The organism is Duganella dendranthematis (genome assembly GCF_012849375.1).
Lineage (GTDB): Bacteria > Pseudomonadota > Gammaproteobacteria > Burkholderiales > Burkholderiaceae_D > Rugamonas > Rugamonas dendranthematis.
In genome coordinates this window covers 1,319,256-1,342,800 of sequence record NZ_CP051684.1, presented here as the reverse complement: position 1 = coordinate 1,342,800, position 23,545 = coordinate 1,319,256, and the positions used below count along the sequence as shown (strand labels likewise).

Annotated in this window: 24 protein-coding genes and 1 tRNA gene; 17 read left to right on the top strand and 8 right to left on the bottom strand. The window is 62.5% G+C overall.

Annotated features, from left to right (window positions below):
• Positions 1-3: 3 nt before the first annotated feature.
• The 3 genes from HH213_RS06225 to HH213_RS06215 all read right to left on the bottom strand — a co-directional run bounded on the left by HH213_RS06225 (position 4) and on the right by HH213_RS06215 (position 5,457).
• A complete protein-coding gene (locus HH213_RS06225; RefSeq protein WP_169111470.1) occupies positions 4-3,108 on the bottom strand; it encodes an efflux RND transporter permease subunit in 3,105 nt (1,034 codons plus the stop codon).
• A gap of 2 nt (positions 3,109-3,110) precedes the next feature.
• Positions 3,111-4,352: an efflux RND transporter periplasmic adaptor subunit gene (locus HH213_RS06220; protein ID WP_169111468.1), complete on the bottom strand. Its 1,242-nt coding sequence runs from the start codon at positions 4,350-4,352 to the stop codon at positions 3,111-3,113.
• Positions 4,353-4,476: 124 nt separating this feature from the next.
• Positions 4,477-5,457 (bottom strand): endonuclease/exonuclease/phosphatase family protein, encoded by a 981-nt coding sequence (locus HH213_RS06215; protein WP_169111466.1) that lies wholly within the window; start codon positions 5,455-5,457, stop codon positions 4,477-4,479.
• A 22-nt stretch (positions 5,458-5,479) separates the two neighbouring features.
• On the opposite strand from HH213_RS06215, the gene ybaK reads away from it, so the two are divergent.
• From ybaK to HH213_RS06180, 7 genes are all read left to right on the top strand, one after another.
• Positions 5,480-5,971, top strand: a complete 492-nt coding sequence (gene ybaK, locus HH213_RS06210; protein WP_110845650.1) for a Cys-tRNA(Pro) deacylase — start codon at positions 5,480-5,482, stop codon at positions 5,969-5,971.
• A 57-nt stretch (positions 5,972-6,028) separates the two neighbouring features.
• Positions 6,029-6,661, top strand: coding sequence for a glycerol-3-phosphate 1-O-acyltransferase PlsY (gene plsY / locus HH213_RS06205; RefSeq protein ID WP_169111464.1), 633 nt, complete (start codon positions 6,029-6,031; stop codon positions 6,659-6,661).
• The gene (locus HH213_RS06200; protein ID WP_110845091.1) at positions 6,639-7,289 is read left to right on the top strand and encodes a DsbA family oxidoreductase; all 651 of its coding nucleotides are present in this window, start codon (positions 6,639-6,641) and stop codon (positions 7,287-7,289) included. Before plsY ends, HH213_RS06200 begins: the two co-directional genes overlap by 23 nt.
• A 96-nt stretch (positions 7,290-7,385) precedes the next feature.
• Positions 7,386-8,438, top strand: coding sequence for a GGDEF domain-containing protein (locus tag HH213_RS06195; RefSeq protein ID WP_169111462.1), 1,053 nt, complete (start codon positions 7,386-7,388; stop codon positions 8,436-8,438).
• Positions 8,439-8,450: 12 nt separating this feature from the next.
• Positions 8,451-8,741 (top strand): DUF427 domain-containing protein, encoded by a 291-nt coding sequence (locus HH213_RS06190; protein WP_169111460.1) that lies wholly within the window; start codon positions 8,451-8,453, stop codon positions 8,739-8,741.
• Positions 8,741-9,487 carry an AAA family ATPase gene (locus tag HH213_RS06185; RefSeq protein WP_169111458.1) on the top strand — a complete coding sequence of 249 codons (747 nt, stop codon included), beginning with the start codon at positions 8,741-8,743 and terminating at the stop codon, positions 9,485-9,487. The genes HH213_RS06190 and HH213_RS06185 overlap by 1 nt, the downstream gene beginning before the upstream one ends.
• Complete coding sequence (locus HH213_RS06180) at positions 9,480-10,694, top strand: metal-dependent hydrolase (RefSeq protein ID WP_169111456.1); 1,215 nt, start codon at positions 9,480-9,482, stop codon at positions 10,692-10,694. The genes HH213_RS06185 and HH213_RS06180 overlap by 8 nt, the downstream gene beginning before the upstream one ends.
• Here the strand turns inward: HH213_RS06180 and HH213_RS06175 are convergent.
• On the bottom strand, positions 10,691-10,858 hold the full coding sequence (locus tag HH213_RS06175) for a hypothetical protein (protein ID WP_371875696.1): 168 nt from the start codon (positions 10,856-10,858) through the stop codon (positions 10,691-10,693). The two genes, HH213_RS06180 and HH213_RS06175, sit on opposite strands and share 4 nt — an antisense overlap.
• 70 nt (positions 10,859-10,928) lie before the next feature.
• On the opposite strand from HH213_RS06175, the gene HH213_RS06170 reads away from it, so the two are divergent.
• Together HH213_RS06170 and HH213_RS06165 are read left to right on the top strand one after the other, a co-directional pair.
• A complete protein-coding gene (locus HH213_RS06170) occupies positions 10,929-11,783 on the top strand; it encodes a LysR family transcriptional regulator (RefSeq protein WP_229263325.1) in 855 nt (284 codons plus the stop codon).
• Between the two features lie 166 nt (positions 11,784-11,949).
• The gene (locus HH213_RS06165; RefSeq protein ID WP_110845649.1) at positions 11,950-12,132 is read left to right on the top strand and encodes a hypothetical protein; all 183 of its coding nucleotides are present in this window, start codon (positions 11,950-11,952) and stop codon (positions 12,130-12,132) included.
• Here HH213_RS06165 and tsaD read toward each other — a convergent pair.
• Positions 12,129-13,169, bottom strand: a complete 1,041-nt coding sequence (gene tsaD / locus HH213_RS06160) for a tRNA (adenosine(37)-N6)-threonylcarbamoyltransferase complex transferase subunit TsaD (protein WP_169111452.1) — start codon at positions 13,167-13,169, stop codon at positions 12,129-12,131. The genes HH213_RS06165 and tsaD overlap by 4 nt on opposite strands.
• 180 nt (positions 13,170-13,349) lie before the next feature.
• On the opposite strand from tsaD, the gene HH213_RS06155 reads away from it, so the two are divergent.
• The gene (locus tag HH213_RS06155; RefSeq protein ID WP_110845083.1) at positions 13,350-13,670 is read left to right on the top strand and encodes a hypothetical protein; all 321 of its coding nucleotides are present in this window, start codon (positions 13,350-13,352) and stop codon (positions 13,668-13,670) included.
• A 46-nt stretch (positions 13,671-13,716) separates the two neighbouring features.
• On the opposite strand, the gene HH213_RS06150 is transcribed toward HH213_RS06155, so the two are convergent.
• Positions 13,717-14,775: a 3-deoxy-7-phosphoheptulonate synthase gene (locus HH213_RS06150; RefSeq protein WP_110845082.1), complete on the bottom strand. Its 1,059-nt coding sequence runs from the start codon at positions 14,773-14,775 to the stop codon at positions 13,717-13,719.
• A gap of 75 nt (positions 14,776-14,850) precedes the next feature.
• Here HH213_RS06150 and ybiB point away from each other — a divergent pair, with 75 nt between their 5' ends.
• The 7 genes from ybiB (at position 14,851) to HH213_RS06115 (ending at position 22,769) form a co-directional block, all read left to right on the top strand.
• Complete coding sequence (ybiB, locus tag HH213_RS06145; protein ID WP_169111450.1) at positions 14,851-15,840, top strand: DNA-binding protein YbiB; 990 nt, start codon at positions 14,851-14,853, stop codon at positions 15,838-15,840.
• A gap of 115 nt (positions 15,841-15,955) precedes the next feature.
• Positions 15,956-17,161 (top strand): BaiN/RdsA family NAD(P)/FAD-dependent oxidoreductase, encoded by a 1,206-nt coding sequence (locus HH213_RS06140; RefSeq protein ID WP_169111448.1) that lies wholly within the window; start codon positions 15,956-15,958, stop codon positions 17,159-17,161.
• 141 nt (positions 17,162-17,302) lie between these two features.
• Positions 17,303-17,515 carry a 30S ribosomal protein S21 gene (rpsU, locus tag HH213_RS06135; protein WP_008451879.1) on the top strand — a complete coding sequence of 71 codons (213 nt, stop codon included), beginning with the start codon at positions 17,303-17,305 and terminating at the stop codon, positions 17,513-17,515.
• A gap of 126 nt (positions 17,516-17,641) precedes the next feature.
• The gene (locus tag HH213_RS06130) at positions 17,642-18,091 is read left to right on the top strand and encodes a GatB/YqeY domain-containing protein (RefSeq protein WP_110845079.1); all 450 of its coding nucleotides are present in this window, start codon (positions 17,642-17,644) and stop codon (positions 18,089-18,091) included.
• An 86-nt stretch (positions 18,092-18,177) separates the two neighbouring features.
• Positions 18,178-19,974, top strand: a complete 1,797-nt coding sequence (dnaG, locus tag HH213_RS06125; protein WP_169111446.1) for a DNA primase — start codon at positions 18,178-18,180, stop codon at positions 19,972-19,974.
• Between the two features lie 428 nt (positions 19,975-20,402).
• Complete coding sequence (gene rpoD / locus HH213_RS06120; RefSeq protein ID WP_110845077.1) at positions 20,403-22,646, top strand: RNA polymerase sigma factor RpoD; 2,244 nt, start codon at positions 20,403-20,405, stop codon at positions 22,644-22,646.
• A gap of 44 nt (positions 22,647-22,690) precedes the next feature.
• A tRNA-Ile gene (locus HH213_RS06115) sits at positions 22,691-22,769 on the top strand.
• Positions 22,770-22,812: 43 nt separating this feature from the next.
• On the opposite strand, the gene HH213_RS06110 is transcribed toward HH213_RS06115, so the two are convergent.
• Positions 22,813-23,340 (bottom strand): DUF2726 domain-containing protein, encoded by a 528-nt coding sequence (locus HH213_RS06110; RefSeq protein ID WP_169111444.1) that lies wholly within the window; start codon positions 23,338-23,340, stop codon positions 22,813-22,815.
• A 20-nt stretch (positions 23,341-23,360) separates the two neighbouring features.
• The gene (locus HH213_RS30065; RefSeq protein ID WP_229263323.1) at positions 23,361-23,531 is read right to left on the bottom strand and encodes a hypothetical protein; all 171 of its coding nucleotides are present in this window, start codon (positions 23,529-23,531) and stop codon (positions 23,361-23,363) included.
• Positions 23,532-23,545: the final 14 nt, after the last annotated feature.

Here is a 23,545-nt window from a genome sequence, read left to right as displayed (position 1 = left end):
GGATCAGGCTACCTCACGCAGCACGTGTTCTTCTTCGTGTTTTCCCTTGAAGAAGCGCGCGCAGCGTTTGCCCCAGCGGTCCAGGTAGGTGTAAGCCACCGGCACCACCACCAGCGTCAGCAGGGTTGAGGTCAGCACGCCGCCGATCACCGCGCGGCCCATCGGCGCTTGCGTTTCGCCGCCGTCCCCCATGCCGATCGCCATCGGCAGCATCCCGAACACCATCGCCAGCGTCGTCATCAGGATAGGCCGCAGCCGCACCTGGCCGGCGGTCATCAGGGCGTCGTACTGGTTCTGGCCTTCCTTCTGCGCATGGTTGGTGAAGTCCACCAGCAAAATCGCGTTCTTGGTCACCAGGCCCATCAGCATGATGAAGCCGATCACCGAGAAGATATTCAGCGTACTCCCCGTTACCAGCAGTGCCACCAGCACGCCGATCAGCGACAGCGGCAGCGACATCATGATCGCCACCGGCTGCAGGAAGCTGCCGAACTGCGACGCCAGCACCAGGTAGATGAAGATCACCGCGATACCCAGCGCCACCATCGCCGAGTTCATCGATTCCGCCATGCTTTGCGCATTGCCGCCAACGTCGAAGCGCACGCCGGCCGGCAGCTCGATTTCCTTCATGACCTTCTTGACGTCGCTGTCGACGTCGCCGCCCGGACGGCCTTCGGTACTGGCGTACACCGCTACCCGGCGTTGCAGCGCCTGGCGCTTGAGCACCTGCGGGCTGAAGGCCGGCACAAATTCCACCACCTGGCGCAGCGGCACCATGATCGGCCGGCCGTCCGGGCCTAGCTTGCTCGACGCCAGCGACAGGTCGGCCAGGTCGGTCACCTTTTGGCGGCCGGACTTGGGCAACTGCACGTTGACGTCGTAGTTCTGGCCGTCCGAGGCCAGGAAGTGCGAGGTGGTGTCGCCTGCCACGAACGGCCGCAGCGCGGCGCCGATCTGCTGCGTGGTCAGTCCCAGGTCGCTGGCCAGCTCGTTGTTGATCTTGATGTTGGTCGACGGATTGGCGCCTTCCTGGCTGTATTCCAGGTCGGCGATGCCCTTGATCTTGCGCATCTTGTCCATCAGCCGGTGCGCCACGTCGTCCAGCTTGCCTTCGTCGGTGCCGAGGATGGCGATGAAGATCGGCTTCTGGCCCATCGACAGCGTGATGCCCGCGATCTGGCTCAGGCGCGCGCGGATCGCCGCTTCCATCTGCTGCTGGGTGCGGCGCTTGTGCAGCTTGCGGTCGAGCAGCTTCATGTCGAGCTGGGCGGTGTTACGGCCGTCCCAGGTGCCGACCACGGTGTTGACGCTGGCGATTTCCGGGAACGCCTTCAGCGCGTCTTCCACCTGGTGCATCTTGTTGTCGGTGTATTCCAGGCTGGAGCCGACCGGCGTCTTGATCATGAAGTTGACCCAGCCGTTGTCCTGCTCCGGCATCATCTCGCCACCGATTTTCGGCACCAGCAGGATGCTGCCGGCGAACAGCGCAAAGGCCAGCAGCAGCGTCATTTTCTTCCAGCGCAGCGCCAGCGCCAGCACTTTGCCGTACACCACGTGCAGCCATTCGACGCCGCCTTCCAGCCAGTGCATGAAGCGGCCCAGCCACGGCACGTACTTGAAGCGGTCCTGCACCGGGTCCGGCCATACCGACGACAGCATCGGGTCCAGCGTGAACGAGACGAACAAGGACACCAGCACCGCCACCGCCACCGTGATCCCGAACTGCAGGAAGAAGCGGCCGATGATGCCGTCCATGAAGGCCACCGGGATGAACACGGCGACAATCGCAAAGGTGGTGGCCATCACCGCCAGGCCGATTTCGTTGGTGCCGTCTTCGGCCGCCTTGCGGTGATTCTTGCCCATGCCGAGGTGGCGCACGATGTTCTCGCGCACCACGATGGCGTCATCGATCAGCAGGCCGATGCACAGCGACAGCGCCATCAGGGTCAGGAAATTGAGCGTGAAGCCGAACGCCTTCATCGCAATAAAGCTGGCCATCACTGAAATCGGCAGCGTCAGGCCGGTGATGATGGTCGAGCGCCACGAGTGCAGGAAGAAGAACACGATCACCATGGTCAGCACCGCGCCTTCGATGATCGTCTCCTTGACGTTATCGAGCTGGCTTTGCACCTTCAGGGATTCGTCATTTAGCACTTCCAGCTTGATATCGGCCGGCAGCGTTTTCTTCAGGTCGGCTGCGACCTGCTGGATGCGGCGGCCCACTTCGACCACGTTGGCGTCCTGCACCTTGGTGATGTCCAGCGTGACGGCGCGCTGGCCGTTGATGCGCGAGATCGACAGCTCTTCCTGCGCGCCGTCTTCCACCGTCGCCACCTGTTCCAGGTAGACCGGGCCGTTGGCGCGGCGCGCCACGATGATCTTGTTGAAGTCGCGCGGGTCTTTCATCTTGCCTTCCACCCGCACCAGCCGCTCGCTGGCGCCGTAGCTGATGAAGCCGGCGGGCAGGTTGGTGTTGGTGTTCTGGATCGCGTTCAGCACTTCATCGACGCCGACCGCCTGCGCGGTCAGGTCGTTGGGCCGCAGCTGGATCAGGATCTGGCGCGCCGCCATGCCGTTGGTACGTACCTGGCCGACGCCGGCCACGCCCTGGAAGCGCTTGGCGACGATCTGGTCGACGATGGTCGACAGGTCGCGCAGCGAGTGCTCGCTGGCGGTCAGGCCGATCTGCGCGATCGGCTGCGCGTTCTCGCCTTCAAAGCGGACGATGAACGGGTCCTTGGCTTCGCGCGGGAAGCGCGGCCGCACCTGCGCCACCTTGTCGCGCAGATCCTGCATGGCGCGGTCCATATCGGTCGACAGTTCGAAGTCGACGTAGACGCCGGCCCGGCCTTCCCACGAGTTGGCGCGTAGCGTCTTGATGCCGCTGACGGTGTTGACCGCTTCCTCGATCGGGCGGGTGATGTCGTTCTCCACCGCTTCCGGCGAGGCGCCCGGGTAATTGACCTCGATGGCGGCGCCGGGAATGCTGATGTTGGGCATGGCTTCCAGCCCGAGGCCGCGGTACGAGAACAACCCCAGCACCATCAGCGCCACCATCACCATGGTGGCGAACACCGGGTTGCGGATGCTGACTTTGGTAATCCACATGATCAGCCCTTCGCCGGTTCAGCGGCCTTGGCCTGGGCCGATGGCGGCGCGCCGCTGCCGGTGCCACTGGCGGCGGCCGGCAGTTTGACGGCGGCGCCGGGCTTCAGGTTGTCCAGCCGCGAGACGATGACGTTGGCGCCTTGCTGCAGGCCTTCGGTGACTTCGGCGTAGCCCTCATCCTCGTTGCGCAGGCCGATCTTGACCGGCTGCGCCACCAGCTTGCCCTGTTCCACCTTGTAGACCAGGTGCTTGCCGTCCTTGTCGCTGCGCACGGCGGCCAGCGGCACGATCGGCGCCACGGCCGAGCGGTCGGTGACGATGCTGCCCTTGGCGAACATGCCGGCGCGCAGCGCGTTGTCGCCATTCGGCACGGCGATATAGACCAGCATGGCGCGCGAGCCGGCTTCGGTGGCCGGATTGATGCGCGCCACCTTGCCGTGGAAGTCGCGCTGGGCATAGCCTTCGACGCGGAATTTGACGTCCTGGCCGACTTTGATGCGCGGGATTTCCGAGGCCGGCACCTGCGCTTCCAGAATCATCTCCGCCAGGTTGACGATGCTGTAGACCGGCATGTCCAGCGCCAGCTTTTCGCCGGCCTGCACGTGACGCTTGCTGACCACGCCGTCGATCGGCGCCTTGATCACGCCGTCGTTGAGGGCGATGCGGGCCAGTTCCACCATGGCGCTGGCGGACTTGACCGAGGCGCGCGCCAGGTCGACCGAGTTCTGCGTGGAGTCGTAGGCGTTTTGCGAGATGTATTTTTGCTTCAGCAGCGCCTGGCTGTTGGTTTCATTCTTGGTGGCCAGCGCCAGCCTGGCCTGCGCCTCGTCCAGCATGGCCTGCTGCTGTTGCAGGCGCGCGCGCAGGTCGGCCTGGTCGACGCGGGCCAGCACCTGGCCGGCGCGAACCGCCATGCCTTCCTGCAACGTGGTCGCTTCCACCACGCCCGAGACCTTGGACTTGATGGTGGCGGAACTCAGGGGCGCCAGCGAGCCGGACAAGGGCAAGCTGACCGCCAATGATCGGGAACTGACGGCGGCGACGTCGCCTGTCGACAGCTCGAAGATCTCTTTCTTTTCCTTGGCTGCAGTGGTGGCAGGGGCGGGCGCGGGCGCCGGCTTGCTGCGCAGGACGGTCCAGCCGCCGCCGGCCAGTGCGACCACGATCAGGATGGCCGCCGGTGTGCGCCAGCGCCGGCTACGGACGGTGGGCTGCGTTTGTGGAGGCAAAGTTTCTAGTCTCATATCGTTTTTCTGGCCTGAAGGAGGTTGCGCATGTTGCCACTTTAGGTATTTCCAAGGGCGACAGCCAGAAAAATGCGATAAGCCGTGCAAAAGCACGGCTGAAATGCAAAAACGCGTGGGTGGCCTAGTAGAGACGCAAGCTGACCAGCACCTGGCCGTGGTCGGACGCGGCCGGCGTGGCCAGCGCCAGGTGCTCGTTGAGGTAGGTCACTTCGGCCACTTCGCCGATCGCGTGGCGCGAGGCTGGATTGAATTCCTCCGACACCAGCACATGGTCGATGGTGGCGTGGCGGCCGTCGTGAGCGATGGTGTAGCCGCTGTCGCGCCGGCGTTCGCGGCCGGACTGGATCTGGCGGCTGTCGAACAGCTGGCCGTGCAACTCCTCGCCCGGCTCGCAGGCGGCGCCAGCGCCCATGACGATGTGAGTGGTCACTGCGTCCACGGTGTCGTTGAAATCGCCGAGCACCACGCGCGGCCGGCGCCGATCCTGCTGCTGCTTGTCCATTGCGCTCAGCAGCGAGCGTAGCGCCACCGCTTCGGTGCCGCGCCGGATCAGCGAGCGCAGGTTGGCCTGCGCGTGCAGCATCGGGTCGTCGCCGGTGTCGCCGCTGCTGTAGTCGGGCCGCTTGGACTTGAGGTGGACCACGATGACGTCGACAATCCGTTCATCCGGCAGCACCACCTGCGCGTGCAGCGGCGCGCGGGCGAAGCGGTCGGCGTCGCGGTGGCCGTCGGGCAGTGATATGCCGGCCGGGAACATAATGTAGGCCTGGGCCGGCGCCGCCAGAGGCAGGCGCGAAATCAGCGCCAGTTCCGGCGTCATGCGCGGCAGGCCGGTGGCCGGATCGGGCGGCGGCGCAAAGCCGGTCAGCGTGGCTTCGCGGTAGCGTCGGCTGTGGGCCAGCACGTCGCGCAGCGCGTCGAGCGAGAAAATTTCCTGCAAGCCGATGACGTCGGCGTCGAGCTGGTCTAGCTGTTGCGCCGTCCAGGCGACTTTCGCTTCATACTCGGCCTCGGTCAGGGGCGCCAGATTGTCGTACAATTTCGCCCCAGGCTGGGAAAGATTGCAAACATTGAAAGTAGCAAAGCGAATTTCCTGCTGCATAATGAACAACTCCGATCGCACCATGGCTAAAAAAGAGCATATCTCCGAAACCCCTGCCACTCAACTACTGCGCAAGCACAAGGTGGCGTTCTCCGAGCACCCGTACAACTACGAGGAGCACGGCGGCACCGGTGTGTCCTCGCGCGAACTGGGCGTCGACGAACATCACGTGGTCAAGACCCTGGTGATGCAAGACGAGGCCGCTAAACCTTTAATTGTGCTGATGCACGGCGATTGCAAGGTCTCCACCAAGAACCTGGCCCGCAACATCGGCTGCAAATCCGTCGAACCATGCAAGCCGGAGGTGGCGTCGCGCCACAGCGGCTACATGATCGGCGGCACCTCGCCGTTCGGCACCAAGAAAAGCATGCCGGTGTATGTAGAGGATAGCATTCTTGCGCTGGAAACGATTTATATCAATGGAGGGCGGCGCGGTTACCTGGTCGGCATTGCGCCGCAGGTGCTGACCGAACTGCTCAATGCCAAGCCGGTGCATTGCGCACTGGCCGAGTAAGGCTGTATATTCAGCGGCCCCGTTAATGTGGGCCCAGAACGATAACTAGAGGAAAAGATGAATACAGTTTGGATGACCGTGGCCGCCTACCTGATCGGCTCGATCTCATTTGCCGTCGTCAGCAGCAAGTTGTTCGGCCTGGCCGACCCGCGCACCTACGGCTCGAAAAATCCCGGCGCCACCAACGTGTTGCGCAGCGGCAATAAGGCAGCCGCCATCGTGACCTTGCTCGGCGACGCTGTCAAAGGCTGGCTGGCGGTGTGGCTGGCGCTGCATTTCCAGGAACGCCTGAATGTCGGCGACGCCACCATCGCGCTGGTGGCGATTGCCGTGTTCCTCGGCCATCTGTGGCCGGTGTTCTTCCGCTTTGTCGGCGGCAAGGGCGTGGCGACGGCGGCCGGTGTGCTGCTGGGCTTGAATGTCTGGCTGGGCGTCGCCACCTTGGTGACGTGGGCCGTGGTGGCGTTCGCCTTCCGCTATTCGTCGCTGGCGGCGCTGGTGGCAGCGATCTTCGCGCCGTTCTATTATGGTTTATTGTTTGGCGTGGAGCCGCAGCTGGCCGCCGTGTTCATCATGAGCGTGCTGTTGGTATTCCGTCATAGCAAAAATATCTCGAATCTGATCGCGGGTAAAGAAAGCCGCATCGGCAGCAAATCGAAAGGCAAACATGGCAACGCCAATAAAAATTGATTTCGTCTCGGACGTCTCGTGCCCATGGTGCGCGATCGGCCTGAACTCACTGAACCAGGCGCTGGACGCCATCGGCGACGACGCCGACGTGCAGATCCACTTCCAGCCGTTCGAGCTGAACGCGGCGATGCCGCCGGAAGGCCAGGACATCACCGAGCACCTGACCGAGAAATACGGATCGACGCCGGAGCAGCAGCAGCAGGCGCGCGAGATGATCCGTTCGCGCGGCGCCGATGTCGGCTTTGATTTCGCCATGGACAAGCGTGCCCGCATCTACAACACCTTCGACGCCCACCGCCTGCTGCACTGGGCCGGGCTGGAAGGCAAACAGAAGGCGCTGAAGGAAGCGCTGTTCAAGGCCTACTTCACGCAGGGCCTGGACCCGAGCGCACACGAGGTGCTGATCTACGTGGCCGGCGAAGTGGGGCTGGACAAGGAAGCGGCGCGCAAGGTGCTGCATTCGAACGAGTACGCAGCCGAGGTGCGCGAAGCGGAGGAATTCTTTCACCGTCACGGCATCAACTCGGTGCCGGCCGTGATCATCAACGAGCGCCACCTGATCTCCGGCGGCCAGCCGGCGGCGGTGTTTGAAAAAGCGCTGCGCGAGATTATGGCCAAATCGGCATAAAAAGTGCCTGCCGGGTGGGAGGGAGCGCTCCCACCGGTCTTGTTTTGCTATAAACTCCTTGGCTAAAGAACACGTCGTTACCATCCAGGGAGGCCCATGCTGGCCGAAGAAAAAGTACACACGCTGATCAACGCCCACTCGCAGGCCGACAACTTCCGCCTGGCCGCGCTGCACCGGTATCACATCCTCGACACTCCCGCCTGCGAAGACTTCAGCTTCCTCACCGAGCTGGCGACCAAGGTCTGCGAGGTGCCTTATGCTTTCATTTCGCTGGTGGACGCCGACCGCGTGTGGATCAAGTCCTGCGCCGGCATGCACATGGGCGAACTGCCGCGCGGCGAGAGCTACTGTTCGTTGGCGGTGCTGGGCGACGCCGCCACTGAAATCCCCGACCTGCGGCTGGACCCGCGCACCACCACCATGCGGCTGACGGTCAGCGCGCCGTTCATGCGCATGTACAGCAGCGTGGCGCTGACGTCGTCCGACGGTTTCGCCATCGGCACCTTGTGCGTGCTCGATACCAAGCCGGGTGGCCTGAGCGCCGACAAGCGCGCCATGCTGGTCAAGCTGGCGCGCCAGGTGATGGCGCTGATCGAATTGCGCGCCAACGAAAAAACGCTGTCGGCGACGGTGCGCGAGCTGGAACTGCTGGCCACCACCGACGATCTGACCGGCCTGCACAACCGCCGTTCGCTGCTGCACCGCCTGAAGTTTGAAACCGCGCGCGCCAAGCGTTTCCGCGCGCCGCTGTCGGCGGTGATGATCGATCTCGATCACTTCAAGAAGGTCAACGACGACCATGGCCACGCCGTGGGCGACCAGGTGTTGACCGCGCTGGGCCGGCTGCTGCGCGACAACGTGCGGGTGATCGACATCCCCGGCCGCTACGGCGGCGAGGAGCTGTGCGTGATCCTGCCGAATACGCCGCTGGACGGCGCCTGCAAGTTCGCCGAAGCGCTGCGCGCCAAGATCGAGGCGCAGGTGCACTACGCCGGCACGCGGCCGCTGCACATCACGGCCAGCCTGGGCGTGGGCTCGTTCGATCACATGGAAATCGATGATGCGGACGGCCTGCTGCGGCAGGCCGACACCGCGCTGTATCGCGCCAAGCACGGCGGCCGCAATCGCGTGGAGTGCGGCACTACATAAAGGAGACTGGTCATGCCTACCGCTAGCTGGAATGGCGTCGTCATCGCGCAGGCGAACGACGACGAGGTTGAAATCGTTGAAAACAATGTCTACTTCCCGCCGTCGAGCGTGAAGCGCGAGTACCTGCAGGACAGCAGCCACACCTCGCGCTGTCCATGGAAAGGACTGGCCAGCTACTATTCGCTCAACGTCAACGGCAAGGTCAACGAAAACGCCGCGTGGTACTACCCGGAGCCGTCCGACAAGGCCGCGCAGATCAAGGACCACGTGGCGTTCTGGCGCGGCGTCGAAGTGCAGCGCTAGTGGGATTGCAGGCCAGGCCCTATCTGCAAAGGATCACCGCGCTGTTCGGTGACGATGTGGACTGGGAGCGCCATCCCTATCGCGTGCCGGCGGTGCGCGATTTGTCAGCGCTCGATTTTCATCCGGACGTGACCTTTTTCATCGGCGAGAACGGCGCCGGCAAATCGACGCTGCTGGAAGCGATCGCGCTGGCGCTGGGCTTCAGCATCGATGGCGGCAGCCGCAATGTCAGCAATCTGAATACGGCGCAGGAGGCGTCACCCCTGTTCCAGTCGCTGCGGCTATCCAAGAGCTTCAAGACGCCGCGCGACCGCTATTTCTTCCGCGCCGAGAGTTTCCATAATGTCGCCACGCGCATGGACCAATATTATGGTCGCGGCGCCTCCAGCGGCGACTCGTTACATGCACGTTCGCATGGCGAGGCGTTCATGTCGGTGCTGCTGAATACTTTTCGCGGCCATGGCCTGTATCTGCTGGACGAGCCGGAGGCGGCGCTGTCGCCGAATCGGCAGCTGGCGGCGTTGCGCGTGATTGACCAGCTAGTGCAGCAGGATTCGCAATTCATCATCGCCACCCACTCGCCGATTCTGCTGGCGTATCCCAACGCGAAGATCATGCTGTTCGACGGCACCGGCATCACCGAGGTGGCGTACGAAGACACGGAGCATTACGCGATCACGCGCGATTTTCTCAACCACTACCCTCAGCGGCTGAAGCAGCTGCTTGCCCCGGACTCAGATGGATAACATCACCCATAGTATTATCGGTTTTAGCGTCGGCGAGGTTGTACATCGCAGCCTGCCTGCGGAAGCCGACGCGCCGGCGCAGCGCGTGCGGCATCGGCTGCTGCTGGTGGCCTGCGCGCTGGCCAGCAATTTTCCTGATCTGGACCTGTTCCTGACCAAGCTGCTGCCCGATCCGCTGGGCTATCTGCTGAATCATCGCGGCCACACACATACGGTGGCATGGGCGGTGCCGCAGGCGTTGCTGCTGGCGGCGCTGTTGTGGTTATGCTGGCCGTCGGCGCGGGCGCTGCTGCGCACCAGCCGGCCGGCGCGGCTTGGGCTGGCGCTGAGCATAGGTCTCGGCTTCGCGCTGCACCTGCTGATGGACTACACCAATTCGTATGGCTTGCATCCGTGGTATCCGCTCGATGCGCGCTGGCTGTATGGCGATATGGTGTTTATCGTCGAGCCGCTGTTCTGGGCGGCGATTGCGGTGCCGATGGCGTTGATCATGCGCTGGCGCGGCGTGCGCATCGCCGGGCTGGCGCTGCTGGCCGCGGCGCTGGTAGCGTTTGCGGCGTTAGGCTATCTGGGCTGGCCGTCGCTGGTCGCATTGCTGGTAATTGGCGTGGTGTGCGGTTGGGCGCAAATGCGTTCCGGCCCACAGGGACGCGGCGGCCTGCTGCTGGCGCTGGGGATCAGCGTTGGCTTTATCGCGCTGCAGGGCGTAGCGTCACATATCGGCCGGGCGCAGATTACGGCGGACTTGCAGCGCATCGACCCGGCGTCGCGCGTGCTGGATCTGGCGATGACGGCGTTTCCGTCTCAGCCTTTGTGCTGGTCCTACGCCAGCGTGGAGAGCAATCCGGCGGCGGACCGCTATCGCTTGCGGCGCGGCGTTGCCAGCATCGCGCCGGACTGGCTGGCGCCATCGGCCTGTCCAGCAGGGCTGGTGGAGAAAAAGCCGGCGCAGACACTGTGGACGGGCGTGCTGCAACACGGTAGCGCGGACGCCAGTCTGTCGCAATTACGCGCGCTGAAGGCGTCCAACTGCGAAGCCGATGCGTGGCTGCGCTTCGGCCGCATGCCGGAGTTGGCGAAGGATGCGCTGTCCGACTACCGTTTCGCCAGCACCCCACGTGGTAATTTCTCTACGCTGCACCTGGCGCCGGCCCCATGCCCGGCGGGTGTGCCGGCATGGGGCTATCCGCGTGCCGACTTGTTTTAGGCGGCCTGCTTCACCACGTCGTCACGGTCGGTAGAGACGGCGACGTCGAGCCATTGCGACATCTCCTGCTCGACGAACTGGTTCTTGGCACGCACGCGCTGCACGGTGTCCGAACCGAGTTGCAGGCGCACCGGCGGCGTGGCGCTGTCGGCCAGTTTCAGCAAGGCGCTGGCTAGCTTGGCCGGATCGCCAGGCTGGGTGTGATGCTTCAGCCAGGCGGCGGTGGAGGCGGGATTGACACCTCAGGCGGTCAGCAAAGCGGTGCGGCAGCTGGAGGAACATCTGGGCGTGCGGCTGTTTCACCGCACCACGCGCAGCCTCAGTCTGACCGACGACGGCACGCGGCTGTTCGAGCTGGCCAATCCCGGCCTGCGGCTGCTGGACGAGGCACTGGAGCAGGTTCAGAGCAGCCGGCTGGAAGTTGATGGCCTGATCCGGCTGGTTGCACCGACCTCGATCGGCAACGCGATCATCGTGCCGCTGTTGCAGGGTTTTCAGCAACTCTATCCCGGCGCGCATTTCGATTTGCAACTGGATGACCATTTCACCGATCTGGTGGAAAACAAGATCGACGTCGGCTTTCGCGCCGGCAGTCCGCCTGAACGCAACCTCGTTTCGCGCAAGCTGGGCGAGATCACGCTGCTGACCTGCGCGTCGCCAGCCTATCTGGCGCAGCATGGCACGCCGAAGCGTGTGGCCGATCTGGCCGGTCATCGCTGCACCGGCTTCCGCCAGCCGAATACCGGCCGCCTGCTGCCGTGGGAATTCCATGTGGACGGCGCCACCGTCTATCAGGACGTGCCGGCGGTGGCCAGTTTCAATACGGTGGAAGGGGAGTTGATGGCTGTGCTCAGCGGCGTTGGCATTGGTCAGGTGCCGGTGTTCATGATCGAGCGGGAACTGGCCAGCGGCGCGCTGGTGCCGCTGATGACGCCGACCATTACCGTCAACAATGGCGTGTTCATGTACTACCAACAGCGCACGCAGATGCCGTTACGTGTGCGGCATTTCATCGATTATGTGGCGGAACACGCGCCGCCACGGCTGCAAGGGCAGCGGCGGGCTGTCAATGCGGCCAAAGCAAGATAGCGTGTGTTTGTGCACGGTTTTAGTGCCCGAAACGTTATATCGTGTGGCAAGTTCACCACAAAAGCGCCTAGAATCAAGCTGACTAGGCAACTTACTGCCTATTTGGTTGGCACAACAATTGCATTGCCCTCCAGAAAGGACGATGATCGATTACATGGAGGCTGTTATGAATACCGTAACTGAAAAAGACAATAAAACCGTGGCGCATGAGTCGCCAGTTGACGAACATCGTCTGCGCAGCGAGCGCATTGCTGCGCGTGGCGTGAGCCTGAGCAAGGGCAAAGCCAAGTACCTGATTCCGCTGGTCGGCCTTGCCGTGCTAGCCGGCATGGCGTTCGCCCAGGCTTAAATGACTTTCAGCTCGTCGAGCGGCCAGCGCGGCCGCACGTTGAACGAGTAATCCTTCTTGGCCGCGTCTGGATTGATCATCAAGCGACGCGCGCCAGCGAAGGCGATCATGGCGCCATTGTCGGTGCAGAATTCCAGCTCAGGGTAGTAGACCTTGAATTTCTTCTTGGCCGCCGCCGCGTTCAGCGAAGCGCGCAGCTGCGCATTGGCGCCGACGCCGCCGGCAATCACCAGCCGCTTCAGGCCGGTGTGCTTGAGCGCCGACACGCATTTTGCGGTCAATACTTCCACAATCGCATCGACGAAGCCACGGGCGATATTGGCCTTGTCCTGATCGCAGATGTTGGCGACGACTTTCTCCTCGTGGTTCTTCACCACCGTCAGCACCGCCGTTTTCAGGCCGGAGAAGCTGAAATTGAAATCCTTGGTGTGCATCATCGGACGCGGCAGCTTGTAAGCTAGCGGATCGCCAAACTCGGCCAGACGCGAAATCGCCGGGCCGCCCGGATAACCCAGGCCCAGCAGCTTGGCCGACTTGTCGAACGCTTCGCCGGCGGCATCGTCCAGCGTCTCGCCCAGCAGCGTGTACTGGCCGACGCCGTCCACCCGCATCAGCTGCGTGTGGCCGCCCGATACCAGCAGCGCGATGAACGGGAATTCCGGCGGCTCCGAGGCTAACAGCGGGGACAGCAAATGACCTTCCAGGTGGTGCACGCCCAGCACCGGCTTGTCCAGCGCCAGGCCGAGGCTGCAAGCCACGGACGAGCCGACCAGCAGCGCGCCGGCCAAGCCGGGGCCTTGGGTGTAGGCGATGGCGTCGATGTCGTCCAGCGTCTTGCCGGCGCCGGCCAGCGTTTGCGTCAGCAGCGGAATGGCGCGGCGGATATGGTCGCGCGAGGCCAGTTCCGGCACCACGCCGCCGTATTCTTCGTGCATGGCGACCTGCGAGTGCAGGGCGTGGGACAGCAGGCCGTGTTGCGTGTCGTACAACGCCAGGCCGGTTTCGTCACAGGAAGATTCAACACCAAGAACGATCATGGAAGCAGCACAAGTCTAAAGGGGAATCCGCCATTGTAAAGGAAAGTGCGTGCAAGCATGCACCAGCACCGCGCCGCGCCGCACTGGCCGGGTGCGGAATTTTGCCAAATGGACAGAAATTCGGGCGTTTTTCCGTGGCATCGGTTTTGCTTAGAAAGTAGGCAAAGCGTAGGAGGAACCATGTCCGCACAATGGAAATTGATTTGCAAAGTGAAGGAAGTGCCCCTTGACGGCGGCGTGCGTCTGGTGCCGCGCGGGCTGGGCTGGCAGGAGTTGCCGGGCGTGGCGCTGTACCGCTCCGATGAGGAAAGCGTGCATGCGGTGCTCGAATGCCAGGGCGCCGACGCCCGCTTCAGTGGCGCGCGCCGGTATTCGGTGAAGGTGGAGAATTGCCGGGTCTATCTGGACCTGGAAGAACTGAGCGCCCCGGCCAGCAAGGCCGAGGCGGCGCTGGCGGGGACGTTTGGCGTGGCCACCAGCCTGGTGGCGTACTGCTACTAACCCCACAGCCGAAGGGGTCAGACCCCGGCCGCAGTGGTGCGCGGGGTTACGGGCGGCCCAGCAGCTGCTTGTGCGCCTCGCGCAGCATCTGCTCGGTGGTGTCCCAGTCGATGCAGCCGTCGGTGACCGAGCAGCCGTACTTCAGCTGACTCAGGTCGGCCGGGATCTTCTGGTTGCCGCCGACGATGTTGGACTCGATCATCACGCCGACCAGCGACTTGTTGCCCTGGACGATTTGATGGATCACGTCCGCCATCACCAACGGTTGCAGTTCCGGTTTCTTGTAGCTGTTGGCGTGCGAGCAATCGACCACCAGGTTGGCCGGCAGCTTGGCCTTGGCCAGCGCCTGTTCGGCAATCGCGATCGACACCGAATCGTAGTTTGGACGGCCATCGCCGCCGCGCAGCACCACGTGGCCGTAGGCGTTGCCGCGGGTCCGCACGATCGACACATTGCCCTGCGCATTGATGCCCAGGAAGGAGTGCGGGTGCGCCGACGACAGGATGGCGTTGATGGCGATGCTGATGTCGCCGTCGGTGCCGTTCTTGAAGCCGACCGGGGTCGACAGGCCGGACGACATCTCGCGGTGGGTCTGCGATTCCGTCGTGCGGGCGCCGATGGCGGTCCAGGCGATCAGGTCGCCCAGGTATTGCGGCGAGATCGGGTCCAGCGCCTCGGTGGCGGTCGGCAGGCCCAGTTCGCACACGTCCAGCAGGAACTGGCGCGCCTTTTCCATGCCGACGTTGACGCGGAACGAATCGTCCATGTCGGGATCGTTGATATACCCCTTCCAGCCGGTGGTGGTGCGCGGCTTTTCGAAATACACGCGCATCACCAGCAACATGGTATCGGCCACTTCGGCCTGCAGCGCCTTCAGGCGGCGTGCATAGTCCAGACCGGCGACCGGGTCGTGGATCGAGCATGGGCCGACGACCACGAACAGGCGCTTGTCCTGGCGGTCGATGATGTTGCGCAGGGCTTCGCGGCCCTGCATCACGGTCTCGGAGGCCAGATCGGTCAGCGGCAGCTTGCTATGCAAGGCTTCCGGCGACGGCATCGGCGCAAACGAGGTGACGTTGACGTTTTCAATGTCTGGGGAAATCATGATCTCTACAATGGTTTTATTTCTGGGGACAGATAGTGTAGCCGAAATGCGCGCCAGTGGTTTAAGCTTGCTGCCATGACCATTATCAATACCGAACCATTCGCCGCCGCCCGCTTCATCAAAGAAATCGGCCGCGGCAAGGCCGGCGCCCGCAGCATGAGCCGCGACGACGCCCACGATTTGTACCAGGCCATGCTGGACGGCCGGGTTTCCGACCTAGAACTGGGCGGCATTTTGCTATCGATGCGCATCAAGGGCGAGTCGGTGGAGGAGATCGCTGGCTTCCTCGATGCGGCCGAGGCCTCGTTCGAGCCGTTCAACGCGCCGCCGGGCCAGTTTGCGCCGGTGTCGATTCCGTCGTACAACGGCGCGCGCAAGATGGCCAACCTGACGCCGCTGCTGGCCTTGCTGCTGGCGCGCGAGGGCGTGCCGGTGCTGCTGCACGGCGTCGCCACTGACCTAGGACGGGTGGCGTCGGCCGAGGTGCTGCACGAGCTGGGCGTGGTGACGGCGCGCCACCGCTCGGAGGCGGAAGAGGCCATGTCGCAGGGCAAGCCGGCCTTTATCACCATCGACACCATGGCGCCCAAGCTGGCGTACCTGCTGTCGCTGCGGCGCAAGCTGGGCGTGCGCAACTCGACCCATACGCTGGTCAAGATCATGCAGCCGTTCGCCGGACCGGCGCTGCGGCTGGTGTCGTACACCCATCCGGAATACCTGGAAATGCTGGGCGAATACTTCACCACGGCGGCGCTGCACGAGCGCGGCGACGCGTTCCTGATGCGCGGCACGGAAGGCGAGACGGTGGCCAACGCCAATAAGGCGCAGCAGATCGACTGGTTCCACGGCGGCCTGCGCACGACCTTGGTACCGAAGCAGACGCTGGTCGGCGAACTGCCGCTGCTGCCGGAAAACAAGGATGCGGCGACCACGGCCGCATGGATCCAGTCGGTGCTGGACGGCGACGTGCCGGTGCCGCCGCCGATCGCCGAACAGGTGGCGCAATGCCTGTTGGTGGCGCGGACGGTGGCCTCGCGCCAGCATGTGAGCGAGCCGATCGAGTAAAATGCGCCCCCTCGTCATCCCCGCGCAGGCGGGGATCCATGCTGAGCCTCCCGGCCGGCGTTCTATGGGCCCCCGCTTGCGCGAGGGCGACGGTTGACTAACTGACGGGAACAACATGGCAAAGTTTGATGTAGCGGTAATCGGCGCGGGCGCGGCCGGCATGATGTGCGCGGCCACGGCCGCCCAGCGCGGCCTGCGCGTGGTGCTGATTGACCACGCCGCCAAACTGGCCGAGAAAATCCGCATCTCCGGCGGCGGCCGCTGCAACTTCACCAATGTGAACGCCGGTCCGGCCAACTTCCTGTCGGAAAATCCGCATTTCTGCAAAAGCGCCTTGTCGCGCTACACGCCGGCCGATTTCGTCGCGCTGGTCAAACGCCACCGCATCGGCTACCACGAGAAGCACAAGGGCCAGCTGTTCTGCACCGAGTCCGCCGAGCAGATCATCGAGATGCTCAAGGACGAGTGCGCCGGCGGCGACGTCCACTGGCGCATGCCGTGCAAGGTCGAGAGCGTGGAGCAGGGCGAACAAGGCTTCGTGTTACAGACCGATAGCGGCGAGATCGAAGCGACCAGCGTGGTGATTGCCACCGGCGGCCTGTCGATCCCGAAAATCGGCGCGACCGACTTCGGCTACCGCATCGCCCAGCAGTTCGACTTGCGCATGGTCGAGCCGCGTCCGGCGCTGGTGCCGCTGACCTTCGACCCGCAGCAGTGGGCACCGTTCGTGGAAATGGCCGGCATCGCGCTGGAAGTCGACGTCGAGACCGGTTCGCTGAAAGGCCGCAACCCGAGCGGCGCGCGCTTCCGCGAAGACCTGCTGTTCACCCACCGCGGCCTGTCCGGCCCGGCGATCCTGCAGATTTCGTCGTACTGGCAGCCGGGCACCCCGATCGTCATCAACCTGCTGCCGGAACTGGACTTGGCCGCGACGCTGATCGAAGGCAAGGGCACCATCAAGAAGCAGCTGGGCAATGTCCTGTCGCAATGGCTGCCGACCCGCCTGGCGGAAGGCTTGCTGCTGGCCCACGGTTTTGCGCTGGACGCCCGTCTGGCCGACATGCCGGATGCGCAACTGCGCAAGCTGGGCGCCGTGATCAACCAGTGGACGCTGACGCCGAACGGCTCGGAAGGCTACAAAAAGGCCGAGGTGACGCGCGGCGGCATCGACACCCGTGAACTGTCGCAGCAGACCATGATGGCGACCAAGGTGCCGGGCCTGTATTTCATCGGCGAAACGGTCGACGTCACCGGGTGGCTGGGCGGCTACAACTTCCAGTGGGCCTGGGCGTCCGGCGTAGCGGCGGGTCAGGCAGTCTGATATACTGGCCGCCTGCACGTTGTTGTTTTTCCTGCGAAAGCCGCATGGCGGGCTGTTCCCGACAGCCCATGACTTCCATTTTCTGGAAAAACCTGCTATAGTCTCTGTCTCCCTATAACCTCCAACGGTTTGAATTTTTACATGACCACTATTCGCCTTAAAGAAAACGAGCCGTTCGAAGTCGCAATGCGTCGCTTCAAACGCACCATCGAAAAAACCGGTCTGCTGACCGAACTGCGCGCACGCGAGTTCTACGAGAAGCCAACGGCTGAACGTAAGCGCAAGCTGGCTGCAGCCGTAAAGCGTCACTACAAACGCATTCGCAGCCAACAGCTGCCGAAAAAACTCTTCTAAGATTGCTTACGCAGGCCAACCTGGCACACGCCGGTTGTGTTTAGCGGCATCTAAGAGATACCCGCTCCGGCTTGGTCCGCAGCGGGTTTTCGCTTTTTCACCGCCACATTTTCTCAAGGAAACCTCATGGGCTTGAAAGAACAAATTACCGAAGACATGAAAAACGCCATGCGCGCCAAGGACAGCGGTCGTCTGGCGACGATTCGCCTGATCCTGGCCGACATCAAGCGCAAGGAAGTGGACGAGCAGATCGAAGTCAGCGATGAGCAGGTGGTGGCCATCGTGGAAAAAATGATCAAGCAGCGCAAGGATTCGATCACCCAGTTTGAAGCGGGCAACCGTCCCGACCTGGCCGATATCGAAAAAGCCGAACTGAGCGTGCTGGTCACCTACATGCCTGCAGGCCTGTCGGACGAGGAAATCGCCGCTGAAGTCGCTGCCGCCGTGGCCGCATCGGGCGCCGCCGGTCCTCAGGACATGGGCAAAGTGATGGGCATCGTCAAGCCGAAGCTGGCCGGCCGTGCCGATATGACCGTGGTGTCCGCCCTGGTCAAGAAAGCGCTGACCCCAGCGTAAGCAACACCGCCGCCGCCGTTTGATGTGCATCAAGGCGCATCGGCGGCGGCGGTATAGTCTGATCCACTCCGAGACCGTCCAGCCCAGTGATACCACAATCTTTTATCGCCGATTTGCTGAACCGCGTCGATATCGTCGACGTGGTCGGCCGTTACGTGCAGCTGAAAAAAGGCGGCGCGAACTTCATGGGGCTGTGCCCGTTTCACAACGAGAAGTCGCCCAGCTTCACCGTCAGCCCGACCAAGCAGTTTTACCATTGCTTCGGCTGTGGCGCGCATGGCACCTCGATCGGTTTCATGATCGAATATTCCGGCATGGGCTTTGTCGATGCCGTCAAGGAACTGGCGCAAAACGTCGGCATGGTGGTGCCGGACCAGGACGACAAGATTCCGCCAGCGCAACGGGCGCAAATGCAGGCCCAGAGCCTGGCGCTGACCGAAGCCATGACGCGCGCCACCGATTTCTACAAGCTGCAACTGCGCAGCGCGCCGGAGGCCATTGCTTACCTGAAACGTCGCGGCCTGACCGGCGAAATTGCCGCCCGCTTCGGCCTCGGCTACGCGCCGCACGGCTGGGACAATCTGCGCTCCGTGTTTCCCGACTATGAAGCGGTGGCGCTGGCCGAATCCGGCCTGGTGATCGACAAAGTGGACGAGGATGGCGGCAACCGCAAGCGCTATGACCGCTTCCGCGAACGCGTGATGTTCCCAATCCGCAATACCAAGGGCCAGGTCATCGCCTTCGGCGGCCGGGTGCTGGATCAGGGCGAACCCAAATACTTGAATTCTCCCGAAACGCCTTTATTTTCAAAGGGCTTCGAGCTGTATGGCTTGTTCGAGGCGCGCCAGGCGATCCGCGACGCCGGCTATGTGCTGGTGACGGAAGGCTATATGGACGTGGTGGCGCTGGCGCAGATGGGCTTCCCGCAAGCGGTGGCGACACTCGGCACCGCCTGCACCACCCATCACGTACAGAAGTTGTTGCGCCAGACCGACACGGTGATCTTCAGTTTCGACGGCGACAAGGCCGGCCGCCGCGCTGCACGCCGCGCGCTGGAAGCGTGCCTGCCGCATGTGACGGACAACAAGACGATCAAGTTCCTGTTCCTGCCGACCGAGCACGACCCGGACAGCTACGTGCGCGAACACGGCAAGGAAGCGTTTGAACAGGAAATTTACGAGGCGATGCCGCTGTCGCAGTTCCTGATCAAGGAAGCCTGCGGCGAGCACGATATGAATAGCCTCGAAGGCCGCGCCCGCGCGCAGTTCGACGCCAAGCCGATGTTGCAGGCGATGACCCCGACCGCGCTGCGCCTGCAGATCGTCCGTGGCCTGGCGCAGCTGACGCAGACCTCGCCGTCGGAAATCGAGGTGCTGTTCGAGCTGTCCAAGCCGGTGGCGCTGAACAAGATCGCGCCGCCACGCGGCGGCCGGCCGCAGCCGAAAGGGCTGGAGCTGCAAATCATGCGCGTACTGGTGGCGCATCCGGCGCTGGCGCTGGAGATCGATGACGCGGCCCAGGCGGCGTTCGGTTTCTTCGGCCAGGAATCGGCCGAGCGGCTGGCGCAGCTGGTGACGACGGCGCGCGAGATGGGCGAGGGTGGCGCGTTTGCCGCATTTGCCCAGCATCTGAAGTCGCTGGGCGACGATTACGACAGCCTCATCGCTGAAATCGTCAAGGAGCCTGAGACTGAGCGCGATACCGAGCGCGTGGTATTGCGGGCGGCGATTCGCCAGGTCAAGCATGATGCGCTCAAGCATGAGTTGAGCCAGTTGTTTGCCGCGGGCCTGTCGTCCGATGAGATTGGAGTGCGCTACCGCGAGCTGACCGCACAGCAGGATCAGCTGTTGCGCGAGGCGCAGGCGGAGTTGCCCATCCGTTAAGTTGTTGTTGGTTTTGTGTCGTAACGTTTCTGTCATTATTCCAGTGGGGGATGTCCCGGTCTTCCCTCTGGAAATTGAAAAGTGACGTGCTATAATAAAACGCTAAGTGTTGTATGTTTTGGCATCGTTTTTCTGTTCAGAGTGTGTTTGTTTTCAGTGAGTTAGGCTCTTGATCGACGCGGAAGGACAGGTGTCGGCGGCCAGGGCCAGCTACGGTTGAGCAAATAGTCTGTTTGCTAGCTCACCGAGCCACGGTTTCTTGCCCCCGCGCACGTGTCTGATGCAGTAGAATTCCTTGGAGTTCTATAGAGGGCGGTCGGCCTGACCCAGGTGTAAGTAAGTCGTAGTATTGTCGGACTTGTGTAGTCGGCAAGTTCGAAGACGTAGTGATCTAAGGATCGAAACTTTATCCGTAATCGAAAGCGCCTGTGCCAATCAAGAAACCTGAATCCAAAGCGGCTGAAAAGCCAGCTAAAGTGAGCGCAAAATCCGCTAAAACGGCTGATAAGCCGGAGACGCGTGTTGCCAGCAATCCGCCGGCGGTCAGCCAGACCACCGACGCGGCGACGCTGGCAGCCATCGACACGTCGGGTTACGTGTTGCCTTCGGTCAAAGTGCCGGGCCGGCGCGGGCGCAAACCTAAAGAATTCCAACCCGAGAACGACGAAGTCGCCGCACTCAACGCGGTCGAACGCGCCGAGCTGAAGGCGGTCGACAAGGCCAAGGCCAAGGACCGCAAGGCCAAGGAAAAAGCGCTGCTCAAAGATGCGTTCTCGTCGGATACGGAAGCGACCGAGGAAGAGCTCGAACGCCGCCGCCAGAAACTCAAGACCCTGATCAAGTTCGGCAAGGAACGCGGTTTCCTCACGTACGCCGAGATCAACGACCATCTGCCAGACAATATCGTCGATCCGGAAGCGATCGAAGGCATTATTGGCACCTTCAACGACATGGGCATCGCCGTCTACGAGCACGCGCCCGATGCCGAGACGCTGCTGCTGTCCGACAATGTCGCCACCGTGACCAGCGATGACGAAGCCGAGGCCGCCGCCGAAGCGGCGCTGTCCACCGTCGATTCCGATTTCGGCCGCACTACCGACCCGGTCCGCATGTATATGCGCGAAATGGGTTCGGTCGAGCTGCTGACCCGTGAAGGCGAGATCGAAATCGCCAAGCGCATCGAAGATGGCCTAAAGGACATGATCCAGGCGATTTCGGCCTGCCCGGTGACGATCGCGGAAATCATCGCCGCGTCCGACCGCATCCGCGCCGATGAGATCAAGATCGACGAAATTGTCGACGGTCTGGTAGACGATAACGAAGACGCGCCGCCGGCGCCGGCGCCCGCCGCCAGCGACGAGGACGAAGAAGAAGAGGAAGAAGAGGAAGAGGAAGAAGAGGAAGAGGAAGAAGCCAGCGCTTCGGGCGCTGCCGCCGGCTACTCGGCCGAACAGCTGGAAGCGATGAAAAACGCTGCGCTGGATAAATTCGACACCATCTCCCTGCAATTCGACAAGATGCGCCGCGCCTTCGAGAAGGAAGGCTACAACTCCAAGGCCTACGTCAAGGCGCAGGAAGCGATTTCCTCGGAACTGCTGGGCATCCGCTTCACCGCCAAAGTGGTAGAAAAGCTGTGCGACACGCTGCGCGGCCAGGTAGACGAAGTGCGTCACATCGAGAAGCAAATTCTCGACGTGGCGGTGAACAAGTGCGGTATGCCGCGCGCGCACTTTATCAAAGTATTCCCGGGCAATGAAACCAATCTGGAATGGGTCGATGGCGAAGTGGCCGCCGGCCACGCCTACAGCGCCATCCTGGGCCGTAACATTCCGACCATCAAGGAACTGCAACAGCGCCTGATCGACCTGCAAGCGCGCGTGGTGCTGCCGCTGCCGGACTTGCGCAACATCAACCGCCAGATGGCGGCCGGTGAAATGAAGGCGCGCAAGGCCAAACGCGAAATGACCGAGGCCAACTTGCGCCTGGTGATCTCGATCGCCAAGAAGTACACCAACCGCGGCCTGCAATTCCTCGACCTGATCCAGGAGGGCAACATCGGCCTGATGAAGGCGGTGGACAAGTTTGAATACCGTCGCGGCTACAAGTTCTCGACGTATGCGACGTGGTGGATCCGTCAGGCCATCACCCGTTCGATCGCCGACCAGGCGCGCACCATCCGGATTCCGGTGCACATGATCGAGACCATCAACAAGATGAACCGCATCTCGCGCCAGATCCTGCAAGAGACCGGCGCCGAGCCGGACCCGGCGACGCTGGCCATCAAGATGGAAATGCCAGAGGACAAGATCCGCAAGATCATGAAGATCGCCAAAGAGCCGATCTCGATGGAAACGCCGATCGGCGACGACGACGATTCGCATCTGGGCGACTTCATCGAGGACAACAACACGCTGGCGCCGTCCGACGCCGCGCTGCACGCGTCGATGCGTGGCGTGGTCAAGGATGTGCTGGACTCGTTGACGCCGCGCGAAGCCAAGGTGCTGCGCATGCGCTTCGGCATCGAAATGTCGACCGACCACACGCTGGAGGAGGTTGGTAAGCAGTTCGACGTCACGCGTGAGCGGATTCGCCAGATCGAAGCCAAGGCCTTGCGCAAGCTGCGTCACCCGAGCCGCTCGGACAAGCTGAAGAGTTTCCTGGAAGGTAACTAAGGCTTGACTGAGATAGGGGGAGCCTATATGCTCCCGTGTTCTTCGGGCCCTTAGCTCATGCTTGGTTAGAGCAGAGGACTCATAATCCTTTGGTGCGCGGTTCGACTCCGCGAGGGCCTACCAATTTTTAATAGCTGCTCTTGGGCAGCTATTATTTCATCTGGCGTTAGATTTTCTGCGCTATCTGCGGCGTCAGCCCCGCAACTTTCTTGAATGCGTTCTCAATATCCTGGCGTAGCTGATCCGGTGATGGATAGTTGCGGTAACGGATGGTCTGGTAACCGGCGTTTCTCAGCATGGCGTCGCGGTCAGCGTCTTTCGCAATCTTGTTGTCATGAGTAGCGTCGTCCAGTTCGATGACGGCGATGGGCGTGAGGGTTTTGGTGCAGATCAGGAAGTCGGCGATTTTGCGGTCGTAGCGGTTGCGGTCTTGATGGTCTGTGGTGGTCAGCAGGGCGGCTAGCGGGACTTGAGCAAACACGGTGCAGTCGGTGAGGGTTTCCGTTAGCCGGAAGAACATTTGCTGTTCGCGCGCGGTCAACGGCCTGCGTGGCTGCACCTTCAGCTGGCTAAGCGGCTTGAGTTTGCTGCGCTTTTTCGGCATCAGCGAAACTGCAATCAGTATCCCGATGATGACGGCGATCAGTAGAGCTGTGCTGTTCATGTCGAACCATAAATAATTGTCTTGCGGCAATTTTACAGTTCGACATGCTTTCAATTCTCATGCTTTGTAACAGCCAGCAATTTATTTTGCCTTGTTGGCCTTGTGCTGTTGGTAATCTTCTCGGAGGCGATGCTGCTGGCGATGACTTTGTCGTAGGCCGACTTGGTCAGGTTGATCGAGCAGAATTTATCGAGCTCACGCTTGATCTTGTCGATGGCCACTTCCAGCGAACATT